This is a genomic window from Frankia sp. R82 (assembly GCF_023716925.1).
GTDB lineage: Bacteria > Actinomycetota > Actinomycetes > Frankiales > Frankiaceae > Frankia.
Map to the genome: position 1 here is coordinate 1 of NZ_JAMQQG010000340.1, position 11615 is coordinate 11615.

The 11615-nt window shown below is 72.9% G+C and carries 7 protein-coding genes and 2 pseudogenes; 3 read left to right on the forward strand and 6 right to left on the reverse strand.

Annotated elements, in window-relative coordinates:
• The 3 genes and pseudogenes from ND747_RS29580 to ND747_RS27775 form a co-directional block, all read right to left on the reverse strand.
• A pseudogene (locus ND747_RS29580) lies at window positions 1-1077 on the reverse strand (hypothetical protein); the annotation flags it as partial.
• Window positions 1074-3689: a DUF6049 family protein gene (locus tag ND747_RS27770; RefSeq protein ID WP_251737217.1), complete on the reverse strand. Its 2616-nt coding sequence runs from the start codon at window positions 3687-3689 to the stop codon at window positions 1074-1076. The pseudogene ND747_RS29580 and the gene ND747_RS27770, both read right to left, overlap by 4 nt.
• On the reverse strand, window positions 3686-4156 hold the full coding sequence (locus ND747_RS27775) for an NUDIX hydrolase (protein ID WP_251737218.1): 471 nt from the start codon (window positions 4154-4156) through the stop codon (window positions 3686-3688). Before ND747_RS27775 ends, ND747_RS27770 begins: the two co-directional genes overlap by 4 nt.
• A gap of 104 nt (window positions 4157-4260) precedes the next feature.
• Between ND747_RS27775 and ND747_RS27780 the strand changes: the two genes are divergently transcribed.
• Window positions 4261-5742: a CCA tRNA nucleotidyltransferase gene (locus ND747_RS27780; RefSeq protein WP_374216342.1), complete on the forward strand. Its 1482-nt coding sequence runs from the start codon at window positions 4261-4263 to the stop codon at window positions 5740-5742.
• A gap of 19 nt (window positions 5743-5761) precedes the next feature.
• Here ND747_RS27780 and ND747_RS27785 read toward each other — a convergent pair whose 3' ends face one another.
• The 3 genes from ND747_RS27785 to ND747_RS27795 form a co-directional block, all read right to left on the reverse strand.
• Window positions 5762-7150, reverse strand: a complete 1389-nt coding sequence (locus tag ND747_RS27785; RefSeq protein ID WP_251737219.1) for an MFS transporter — start codon at window positions 7148-7150, stop codon at window positions 5762-5764.
• A 128-nt stretch (window positions 7151-7278) separates the two neighbouring features.
• Complete coding sequence (locus ND747_RS27790) at window positions 7279-8352, reverse strand: inositol-3-phosphate synthase (RefSeq protein WP_251737220.1); 1074 nt, start codon at window positions 8350-8352, stop codon at window positions 7279-7281.
• A 122-nt stretch (window positions 8353-8474) separates the two neighbouring features.
• Complete coding sequence (locus ND747_RS27795; protein WP_251737221.1) at window positions 8475-9206, reverse strand: PadR family transcriptional regulator; 732 nt, start codon at window positions 9204-9206, stop codon at window positions 8475-8477.
• A 355-nt stretch (window positions 9207-9561) separates the two neighbouring features.
• Here ND747_RS27795 and ND747_RS27800 point away from each other — a divergent pair, with 355 nt between their 5' ends.
• Both ND747_RS27800 and ND747_RS27805 read left to right on the forward strand, forming a co-directional pair.
• Entirely contained in the window at window positions 9562-9969 is a 408-nt protein-coding gene (locus tag ND747_RS27800) for a DUF5318 family protein (protein WP_251737222.1), read from the forward strand.
• A 567-nt stretch (window positions 9970-10536) separates the two neighbouring features.
• Window positions 10537-11615 (forward strand): annotated as a pseudogene (locus ND747_RS27805) (hypothetical protein); the annotation flags it as partial.

Below are 11615 nucleotides of genomic sequence, written 5' to 3' on the forward strand. Positions count from 1 at the left end.
GGCATCCCCCGGGGGGCGTCGCCGGGGCCGCGCGCGGGGATCGGGGTGCTCGCGTGGGTCGGGCCGGTCCTGGCGGGTGGCGGGACGGTCCCGGTCCCGGTCCCGGTCGCGGGGCGTGGGCATGCGGACGCGGGAGCCACCACTGATCTCGTCGGCGCCGCGTCCGGGAAGATCATCGGGTCGGGGACGGGTGTTGCGGGCCGGCTTTTCCCGGGGCGGGTGGCCGTCACGCGACTCCTGCTGGCCGCCCCGGTCGCCCCGGTCGACGGGTGGGAACGGGTCGGGGCGGCCCCGGCCGCCGGTACCCGCCGAATCCGGGGGGATGCGGCGGACGTTGCTGCGCGGCAGAGCCACCGTGGGGCGCGACTCCCCCAGCGACGGGCGGCGCCGCTCCGCGGGGGGACGGCGGGTGCGTCCGCCACGCTCGGGTCGCTCGGTGCCGGGCAGGTTCGAACCGGGTGATTCGAGACCGGGTGGTTCGAGACCGGGTGGCCGCGGACCAGGCGGTTCGGCGCCAGGCAGCCGCGCACCGGGCGGGACGCCGCCGATCTCCGATGGCGGCGACACACTCGGCGGCGGGGTCCGGGGTGGGGTCGGCAACCGGCGGGTCAGGTTGCCCGCCTCGGACCGCGGCTCGACATACCGGCCGGGCGGTGCACCGCGGTCCGGCGGCTGGTCGTACCGCTCGGCCCGGCTCTGGTCATACGGCTGATGGTCGTACGGCTCGCGGCCGTAGGGCTCACGGTCGTGTGGCTCGCGGCTGTAGGGCTCACGGCTGTACGGCTCACGGTCGTAGGGCTCACGGCTGTACGGCTCACGGTCGTAGGGCTCACGGTCGTACGGCTCACGGTCGTACGGCTCACGGTCGTACGGCTCACGGCCGTAGGGCTCACGGTCGTACGCCTCGGGAAGCGGACGGCCACGGTCGTGCTGGCCCGGGTCGTGCCGATCGGGTTCGCGGTAGGTGTCGGGGCCACGGCCCGATCGGCCCGGTGCCGTACCGCCCCGACGATGCCTGGGGCCGGACGGCGGGTTCGGTCGGGCCTGCGGGTGGGAGTCGTCCTCGGGGGCGGTCACGGCTCGCTCCGCCGGTGATGACGCGGCGGGGGAGCGGCGGACAGATCGTACGACTGCTCGGCGCCGGTCACCTGGTTCGGACCGCCGTGGTGGGCCGGCCGAAGCTCGCGCCGCGGTGCCCCGCCTCCGGTCGGCTGGGCCGGACCGCCGCTCGGGCTCTCGGCCGGACCGACGGGCTGGCCGCCGAGGGGGCCGTGGCCGGGGCGGGGGCCGTCCACCTGCGTGGTGCTGTACCCATGGCTCGGGTCGTACCCCTCGGGCGGCGGGTATCCAAGTGTCCACTCGTCCGTGGGAGCCGAATCGTGCCGATCGTCCTGACTGCCGCGCCGACGGGGGCGCAGCCGGCGGGCCAGGCGCAGCAGCACGGCCAACCCCAGCAGGCTGAGGGCGACGATCGTGATGCCGGTGGCGATCGCGCCGTACACGGTGGAACGCACCAGGACCCGGGTCGGCGGGTCCGCGGACAGCCGCTGGCCGTCGAGGTTGCGCCGATCGATCTCCAGCAGGAACGTGCCCGCGCCCTCGGCGTCCACCGCGAACTCGATCTGCGCCTTCTGCCCGGACGGAAGCACGCGGACCTGCCGGACGGGCGAGCGCAGCCGCGCCCGGTTGGTCGAGGAGAACATCAGCACGACGGTCACCTCATACCCCGTCGTGTTCTCGAGGGTGAGGGGGACCAGGCCGTGCCGACTGGTCAGATTGACGCTGCGTGAGGCGACGACCCGGATGCCATTACGGATGGCGCTGACGTGACCGTCCACCTGCTGGCTCAGGGACACACCGTCAACTCTGCCCGCCCCACGCCACCACACGGAGGTCGCTGTGACGAGCGCGTTGCTCATCGGGTCGACCTTTTTCTGGACGCAGGTGGATGTGGCCCTGGGCGGGGCGCACAGCACGGGGCCCAGAGCCTGCGCCTCGGCCCGCACGCTGCTGACCGAGTCCAGGTAGTTGGCGGGCAGCTCGGCGCCGCGGGCGTCCGCGGAGTAGGCGAGCTGGGACACCGGGAGGACAGCCTGGGCGGTGGGGACGAAGGCCGGGTCGTCCAGCGTGGTCGTCGTGGTGGCGGTGCCGTTGACCGCGCCGAGGATCTGCTCGGCCCAGGTACCGGGGGCGTTCCAGTCCCGGGGCAGGGCGAGGACCTGGGGGCGCGGGGTCGGGTTCTCCGCGGTGATCATGGCGAGTTCGGCGGTGAACCGGGCGAGCTGCGCGCCGGCGGTCGGGTCCGCCGTGCTGGCGGTGTAGGCGTCGGCGAGCTCGGTGAGCGTGTGGTCGGTGCGCAGCGCCCGGACAGGGCCGGCCGAGGTGGTGAGGGTGACGGCGGCCGCGGGGGTGAAGTTCCGCCTGGCGACGGTGGGGAACTCCCGGTCGTCGAGCAGGACGGTGCCGGCGTTGAGCTGGCGCAGCACGTCCACGGTCGGGGCGTCGGCCAGACCGTCCACCGGGTAGATGACAGTGCCGGCCTGCTGGGGCTCCCGGGAGAGACGTTCGGCCACCACAGTCTGGCCAGTGTTGAGGGCGTAGTGCACGATGTCCAGCTTCTGGGCGTGGACGAGGGCGGTCAGGTCCACGTCGCCGTAGGGCAGGGCAATCACCGAGCCGCCGTGGGCCGCGTAGTAGGCCAGCCCCTTCAGGAAGGTGAACGCGTCGTTGCTGGCCCGCGCCGGGACCCCGGCGGCGGCGCCGGGACTGGCAAACCTGTACCCGCCCGGGTCGCTCATGCGGAACAGCTCCTGGACCAGGGTCGGGTCGACGGCGAGGGTGACCGGCGGGCTGGCCGCGGCCAGCAGCCGGGTCAGCCGGCCGCCCGGGCCCACGTCGGTGGCGAGCTGGTTGTCGGTGAGCAGGCCGTCCGAGCGCAGCCGCGGTCGGTCGGCGATCGGCAGCACGACGGCCACCGGGGTGCGCACCGCGGTGGCCCGCGAGCGCACGACGAAGGAGTAGGCGGCCGCGGTCACCGGCGTGGTGCCGACGGTGCCGGAGACCTTGATCCGCAGCGGGTACACCCCGATGCTCATGGCCGGGGCGCCACCGAGATCACCGGTGATCTGGAAGGGGACGGGGCTCGCGCCCCGCACGGGCGGGTCGGCCAGCGGCTGGGCCCTCTGCCCGTTGGGCAGGGCCAGTTGTTCGTAGCTGCCGCCGCCGTGGCGGGCCGCCTCGCGGGCGTCCTCGGCCAGCGACGCGAGCTGTCCGCGGGAGCGTACGGCGGTGCCAAGGGAGACGCTCATCCACAGGTCGCTGATCGGCTCGGTGGACGAGGTGGCCAGGGTGCCCGACACCGAGACGGTGGTGCCGCCGACGGCGGGCTGGGTGACCTCGGTGATGGTGACCGAAAGCGGGCTCGACGGATCCGAGGACGCCGAGGACGCCGCTATGGGCACAGTGGACGAGGATGTGCCCGCCTGTCCTGTGGATGAAGGTGTGGACAGCCCCGATATTCCTGTGGATGAATCGGCGCCGCCAGTGGGTCGGGTCGGGTCGGCGGTGGCCGACGGCCCGGGCAGCAGCTCCACCAGCACGACGACGAGCACCGCGAGGGCGAGCAGCAGCCGGTGACCGGCCCGTGTCGCCCCGGCACCCGGTGCGGTGGCCGTCCTGCCGCCGATCATGCCGTTTCGGCCAGCACGACCGGCACCTCGTCGAGCAGCCGGCGCTCGTCGGCGTAGGCCAGCCGCTCGGCGACCTCGATCAGGGGTACCCAGGTGACCGCGTCGACCTCGACGTCGGTGTCCGACAGCGAGCCGACCAGGCGCAGCAGCAGGAAGTGGTGCACGGTCTTGTGGATGCGCGCTCCCCCGGCGACGAACCAGAAGTCGATTGTGCCCAGGGGGCCGAGGATCCGACCGGTCAGGCCGGTTTCCTCCCGGACCTCGCGGATCGCGGCCTGCTCGGCGGTTTCACCCGCCTCGATGTGGCCCTTGGGTAGCGACCACAGCATCCGCCCGGACCGGTCCCGCCGGCCGATCAGTGCGGCATAGGCGTCCGAGGACTGCTGGTCGAGGATCAGGCCGCCCGCCGAGGTCTCCTCCACCCGGCGCAGCCGGGCACGCCCGGTGGCGGAACTCGGCGGCGGCATGCGTTTGATCGTACGAGCCCGCCGCCACCCGGCCGGGCCGAGTGCCCGCAACGTCCGCCTTTCTCGTACCCGGCTCACCGCGCCCGACCCCGTAACCTGTGGGTGTGTCAGTGATCAGTCTGGACAACCCGCGGGACTCGGCCGAACGGGTGGTGAGTGAGCTGCTGAGGGTGCCGGCGGCCGCCGACGAGCTCGGGCGGGTCTTCGCCGATCATGGCCACCGGCTGCATCTGGTCGGTGGTTCGGTGCGTGACGCCCTGCTGGGCCGCACCGGTGCCGCCGGCGCCCCGGCCAAGGCACCGGCGGATCTCGACTTCGCGACCGACGCCCGGCCCGAACGGGTCCTCGAGATCACCCGCGGCTGGGCCGAGGCGACCTGGAACGCCGGTATCGCGTTCGGCACGGTGGGGCTGGCCCGGCGCGGCCTGCGCTTCGAGATCACCACGTACCGCAGCGAGGCCTACGACCGCAGCTCCCGCAACCCGTCGGTCAGCTACGGCGAAAGCCTGGAGGCGGACCTGTCCCGGCGGGACTTCACCGTCAACGCGATGGCGGTGTCCGTCCCGGAACACGACTTCGTCGACCTGTTCGGCGGGATGGCCGACCTCGCCCGGGGCGTGCTGCGCACCCCGGCGAGCCCCGAGGCGTCCTTCGACGACGACCCGCTGCGGATTCTGCGGGCCGCCCGGTTCGAGGCGGCCCTGGGCCTGACCCCGGTGCCGGAACTCGTCACGGCGATGCGGTCGCGGGCCCCGCGCCTGGCGATCGTCTCCCCCGAACGGATCCGGGACGAGCTGCGCAAGCTCATCGTCGCCGCCGACCCGGTGGCCGGGCTCGAGCGGCTCGTCGAGGTCGGGATCGCCGAGATCGTCCTGCCCGAGGTGGCGGCGATGCGGATGGAGATCGACGAGCACCATCAGCACAAGGACGTGTACGCGCACACCATGACGGTGCTGCGCCAGGCGATCATGTGTGAGGAGCCCGGCGAGCCGGACGAGGTGCTGCGCTGGTCGGCGCTGCTGCACGACATCGGCAAGCCGCGCACCCGCCGGCACATCCCCGGTGGACGGGTGTCGTTCCACCACCACGAGGTGGTCGGGCGGGACATGGCGCGCCGCCGCCTCGCCGCGCTGCACTTCCCCAAGGACGTCACCGACGCGATCTGCCAGCTGGTCTACCTGCACCTGCGCTTCCACGGCTACGGCAGTGGCGAGTGGACCGACGCGGCGGTGCGCCGCTACGTGCACGACGCCGGTCCCCTGCTGAGCCAGCTGCACAAGCTGGTGCGCTCGGACTGCACCACCCGTAACCGGCGTAAGGCGACGGCGCTGGCCCGCACCTACGACTCGCTCGAGGAGCGGATCGCCGAGCTCTCCGCGCGCGAGGAGATCGCCGCGATCCGCCCGGAGCTGTCCGGGGACGACATCATGACCCTGCTCGGGCTGTCCCCGTCCCGGCTGGTCGGGCAGGCCCGGGCGCACATGCTGGAGTTCCGGTTCGAACGTGGGCTGGTCGGGCGGGAGGCCGCCGAGGCGGAGCTGTTGCGCTGGGCCCGCGAACACGAGGTGCCGGTGCCCGGCGTGTAGGCGGTGCCCCGTCCCGCCGTCAGCTCGGCGGGACGGTCGTCCGGGGGGCCTGCCGGGTGGGTGCCGGGCCGGCCTGGGTGGACGCGGGGCCCGCCTGGGTGGGCGGGGGCGGGGCGCCGACCGCGTGGACGACCTGGTCCTCGGGGTGGCGCTGGGACACCCGGTGGTAGATCAGGCCGGCCAGGGCATAACCCACGCCGGCGATGACGACCACGGCGGGCGAGTGCCCGTCGTCCGGCAGCAGGACGGCGGCGACCGCCGCCGCGGCCACGAACGCGACGTTGAACAGCAGATCGTAGAGCGAGAACGCGCGGCCGCGGTAGGCGTCGTCGACCTGCTCCTGGACGATGGTGTCCACGCAGATCTTGCTGGCCTGGGCGGAGAACCCGATCAGCGCGCCGGCGATGATGAGCAGCACCGAGGAGAACGACAGGCCGAGTCCGATTTCGACGATTCCACCGAACACCAGGGACAGCGCAAGCCAGCTCGACTTCGGCATCCGGGCGGTGGCCCGCGGGGTGACCACGGCGGCGGTGATCGTGCCGACGCCGCTGGCGGCGACGACCGCGGCGAGCCCGGGTAGGCCGCCGGTGCCCCCGGTGAAGTAGTTGCGGTAGAGCAGCACCGTCATGACCAGCACCAGCCCGTAGGCGGCCCGGGAGGCGGTCAGGGCGGCCAGCGCCCGGCGGGCCGGGCCGTGGCCGGCCAGGTAACGGGCGCCGTCGGCCAGGTCCGCGGCGACCTCGCCGGCCTGGCGCCACACGCCCTGCCAGCCGACGGTGACGAGCGGACCGAACGCGGTACGCGCCGAACGGCCCGCCGTCGTGGCGGCCAGCAGGTAGGTGAGTCCGGCCAGGCCCGCAACCAGCGCCACCGCTGGATCGTCGCCACCGGCCAGGCCGCGCAGACCACTGCCGATGCCCGCGCCGACCAGCGTGGCGATGGTGCCCGAGGTGACCGACAGGGCGTTCGCTCCGACCAGCCGGTCGACGCCGACGACGACGGGCAGCCCCGCCGACAGCGCGGACAGGACGAACCGGTTGACGCTCACCGAGGCCAGGGCCACCACATAGAAGTCGACGCCGGTGCGGCCGAAGGCGATGAGCACCACGAGGACGGCCATCAGCACCATCCGGACCAGTGAGCAGACCACCAGCACCCGTTGGCGCGAGATCCGGTCCAGCACGATGCCGGCGAACGGGCCGACCACGCTGAACGGCAGCACGACGACGGCGAGCGACGCGGCCAGCGCCCCCGCGGACGTAGCCCGTTCGGGGGAGAACAACACATAGCTGACCAGGCTGGCCTGGAAGACTCCATCGGCCGCCTGGGAGGTGAGCCGGGCTGCGTACAGCATCCGGAACCCACGGTCACCGAGCAGCGCCCGGAGGTTCGCCGACCATCCCACGCCCGTCAGCCTAGGGCCCCCCACAACCGACGTGGGCGGCACGGTCCCGCACCCGGGCCAGGATCTGGTCAGATCCACCCGGGCCGGCACCCTGCCGCCCCCGTGTCGGGCCCGATCGGGCCCCCGGCTCAGGCCTCGCCGCGGATGAAGGCCTCGACCTTGTCGTGGGCCTCGCTGTCGCGGTACTGCTCCGGCGGGGACTTCATGAAGTACGAGGACGCGGACAGGATCGGGCCGCCGACGCCACGGTCCAGGGCGATCTTGGCGCAGCGCACCGCGTCGATGACCACACCGGCGCTGTTGGGGGAGTCCCAGACCTCGAGCTTGTACTCCAGGTTCAGCGGCACGTCGCCGAACGCCCGCCCCTCGAGGCGGACGTAGGCCCACTTGCGGTCGTCGAGCCACGCGACGTAGTCGGACGGCCCGATGTGCACGTTGTCCTTGCCGAGGTCGTGGGAGACCTGGGAGGTGACGGCCTGGGTCTTGGAGATCTTCTTGGACTCCAGCCGCTCGCGCTCGAGCATGTTCTTGAAGTCCATGTTGCCGCCGACGTTGAGCTGCATGGTCCGGTCGAGGATGACCCCGCGGTCCTCGAACAGCTTCGCCAGCACCCGGTGGGTGATGGTGGCGCCGACCTGCGACTTGATGTCGTCGCCGACGATCGGCACGCCGGCCGCCCGGAACTTCTCCGCCCACTCGGGCACGCCGGCGATGAAGACCGGTAGGCAGTTGACGAAGCCGACACCCGCCTCGATGGCGCACTGGGCGTAGAACTTGGCGGCGTTCTCGGAGCCGACCGGAAGATAGCAGACGAGCACGTCGGCCTGGGTCTCGCGCAGGGTGGCGACGACGTCGACCGGGGTCTCGTCGGACTCCTCGATCGTCTCCCGGTAGTAGCGACCCAGACCGTCCAGGGTGTGACCGCGGGAGACGGTGATGCCGAGCGGCGGCACATCGGCAATCTTGATGGTGTTGTTCTCGCTGGCGACGATGGCCTCGGACAGGTCGCGGCCGACCTTCTTCGCGTCCACGTCGAAGGCGGCGACGAACGACAGGTCACGAACGTGATAGTCGCCCAGCTGAACGTGCATCAGGCCGGGGACCGGCGTCGACGGGTCGGCGTCGCGGTAGTACTCGACCCCCTGGACCAGCGAGGCTGCGCAGTTGCCCACGCCAACGATGGCGACACGTACCGAACCCATGACGGTCTGCTCCTTAGCTGCGGTTTCCATGGATATAGTGATCATCTGGGCATGGCAGTCCACCGCGGGGTCGCCCGGCTCGGTGGACCGAACCGATCAGGACGCCCCCCGCGGGGTGCTGCTCACTGCCCGGCCGGGACCTCGTCGTCCGGGCCGGTACCGGTTTGCTGTGCGCCGGTCTGCTGCGCGCCACCGCCCGATACGGGGGAGGTCGGTTGCTGTCCGCCGGAGGGGCCGGCCGCCGCCAGTGGAGCGGCGACTGTGGATGGCCCTGTGGACAACCCTGTGGATCCTGTGGACAACTGTGGGCTCGCCGTGGCTGCGGCCGGCGCGGCGGCGCGCTCCGTCTCGATCAGCTCGTTGAGCCAGCGGACCTCGCGTTCCACCGACTCGAGGCCGTGACGCTGCAGTTCGAGGGTGTAGCTGTCGAACCGCTCCACGGTGCGACTCAGCGCCGAGCGGACCTTCTCCCGGCGTTCCTCGAGACGCCCGCGGCGGCCTTCCAGGATGCGCAGGCGGACGGCGGCGTCCGTCTTCGCGAAGAAGGCGAACCGCACGCCGAACATCTCGTCCTCCCAGGAGGACGGACCACCCTCACCCAGCAGCTCGGCAAGCTTCTCCTTGCCCTCGCCGGTGAGGGTGTAGACGACCCGGCTGCGCCCGCCGAGGCGGGTGGCCGCCCCGACGTCGTCGGCGGTCACGTACCCGGCCTCGGCGAGGCGGCGCAGGCAGGGATAGAGCGAGCCGTAGCTGAACCGGTGGAAGGCGCCCAGCAGCGCGGCGAGTCGCTTGCGCAGCTCGTAGCCGTGCATCGAGCTCTCGGACAGGAGGGCCAACACCGCCAGCTCCAGCATGACCCACCTCCCTGATCGCGCCTGATCGCGTTGCCTTCGGACCACGCCACGGTCTGGCGGGGGTGTCGTCTGGCCGTGATGTTGTCTGGCCGTGATGTCGGCCAAGGTGTCGCTCCGACATATCGATGCGATACATCGAGGATAGACGTCTACGGACGACTACCGCAACCAGAAATGACCAACCGGCGACGTGGAGATGACCGTCAGGGGCGTAATTCAGGTCACAGCGTCCTCGCGCCGCGTCCGGGCCGCGGGCCCGGCGGCCATCCCTCGAACCGATCGCAGGGCTGGTTCGATCAATGCCGATCTGCCCGGAGCGTCTGCCGGCGAGACGTCCGCGGCGTACCGTTGAACCATGCGTTCGCGGTCGGTCATCGACTACGCGCTCGCTCGCCGGGCGACGCTCGCGGACCTTCGAGCGGGCAGACTGTCCTCGCTCGATGTGTGCGATGCGCATCCCTACCTGCTCCGTGCGGCCAGGTACCACGGCGAGCCGACGAAGAAGCGGTGCCCGGTCTGCCGCGGCGGCGAAAACCTGATCCACGTCACCTACACCTACGGTGACGAGCTCGGCGGCAGTTCCGGTCGGGTGCGGGCCACCCGGGAACTGCCCGCGCTCGCCGCTCGGCACAGTGAGCTGCAGGTGTATGTGGTCGAGGTGTGCCGCCCATGTGGGTGGAACCATCTGACCCTGGCCTACACGATCGGCACCGGCGAACCGAAGGCCCGGCGGGCACCGCGCCGCCGCGCCGCCGACACCTGATTCCGCCCACCCACGATCCTCCGGCCAGCCGGTTCACCCGTCCGGCCCGTTGGCAACCCGGCGACCGAGGCAGGCGTCTGGACTCCCGATGGGGGGCTGCGGGTGCCCGAACGGGTCATGCCGCCCGCCCGCCCGGCGAGAGAGGGCGGAATCTGACATGAGATCCTGGTCTGCCATGTGGGCGTCACGGCGTGTCCAGGGTTCGCGCGAGCCGCGTGTGGTCCACTGCCGTGGTCCGCTTGGCACATGCCCTCGGGGGGGTCCGGGAGCCGAGCAGGCCCGAAGCAATGGATGGAGCGGTCGGTGAGCTCTCCCCACGATCCGAGTGCCTACCGGCCCGAGGCGGATCAGCCGTATCCGCCTGACGGGTCGTTCCCGCCCCGTCGGCCGACCCCGCTCGACCGATCGCTCCCGCCGGACCGTCCTGTCTCGCCGGACCGTCCTGTCTCGCCGGACCGTGCGGTGCCGCCGGGCCGTGCGGTGCCGCCGGACCGTGCGGTGCCGCCGGGTCAGCCGTATCCCGTGGAGCGCCACGACGGCGCACTGTCGGTGCGTGGTGACCAGCGCGTGGGGCCGACCAGAGCGGTACGCCCGCCGGTGGAGCGCTCCGCGTCGCTGCCCCCCACCGTCCGAGCCACCGATGGCGGGGATGCCCGCGGCGCCATCGTGGCACCCGCTGCGGTACGGCCCGCGCCATCGCCGCCGGTGCCGGTGCCGTCGCCGCTGCCGCCCGATCCACGACCGTCCCGGCCACCGCTGTCGCCGGGATCGCGGTCGCAGCCGTCCGGGTCGTCGGCACGGGAGCGGTCCCTGCCGCCGACCTCCCGCGGGGGTTGGGTGCCGGGCCGTGCGGCACTGGACGCCGCCGACGTCGTCCCCGACAGCGCCGGACGTGTGGATGCCGGACGTGTGGATGCCGGACGGGCGGGTGCCGGACGCGACGCGGCGGTGGTGCCGGGAACCGGACGGGTGCCGACACCGGGCCGGCCCGATCCTGGCGCGACCAGGGCGGTCGCCGCGATGCCGCCGGTCGCTCGGGACGTGCCACGCCCCGACCCCCGGCGAGCGGACGGCCCTGGCCGTGGCGACCCGGCCGGCGGGACGCCCGGCCGTGCGGTGCCCGGCCGTGATGCGGCTGGTCGTGATGCGGCTGGTCGTGATGCCGTTGGTCGTGAGCCGTCTCGGCCGGGGACGTCCGACCGTGGTGCGCCTGGGCCCGCTGGGCCTGGCGAGGACAGCCGCGGGCTTGCCGAACGGCGCCAGGCCAGCATCGATCGGGGAACCGGCACCGACCTGATCCCGCGCGAGGGTGGTCGCCGGGGTCGCCGTGGCCCGAATCCGGACCGGGGTGCGGCCAATGTCGCCACGGACGCGATGTACGACACCGTCGACCAGGCGGCGCTGCGCCGCGTCGACGTCCACGAACGCACGGCCGACTCGACCGTCTACCGAAAGGTGAACCGATCCGGGGCCACACCTGACCGGGCCGGATCCGATCGGGCCGGCGTAGACCCGGCCGCGACGGAACTGGTGGCGGCTCCGGCCGCCCGGCGGGTCGCGGGACGGGGGCGGCGGGACCGTCCCACCCAGCTGACCGAGCGGATGGCCGTGCGGGTCGGCGAGGCCGGTGCCGCTGGCGCGGTCGG

Bases quoted from the DNA above. Each gene is read 5' to 3' on its own strand.
- ND747_RS27770 (WP_251737217.1), bottom strand. From the start codon at position 3,689: ATGATCGGCGGCAGGACGGCCACCGCACCGGGTGCCGGGGCGACACGG.
- ND747_RS27775 (WP_251737218.1), bottom strand. From the start codon at position 4,156: ATGCCGCCGCCGAGTTCCGCCACCGGGCGTGCCCGGCTGCGCCGGGTG.
- ND747_RS27790 (WP_251737220.1), bottom strand. From the start codon at position 8,352: ATGGGTTCGGTACGTGTCGCCATCGTTGGCGTGGGCAACTGCGCAGCC.
- ND747_RS27795 (WP_251737221.1), bottom strand. From the start codon at position 9,206: ATGCTGGAGCTGGCGGTGTTGGCCCTCCTGTCCGAGAGCTCGATGCAC.
- ND747_RS27800 (WP_251737222.1), top strand. From the start codon at position 9,562: ATGCGTTCGCGGTCGGTCATCGACTACGCGCTCGCTCGCCGGGCGACG.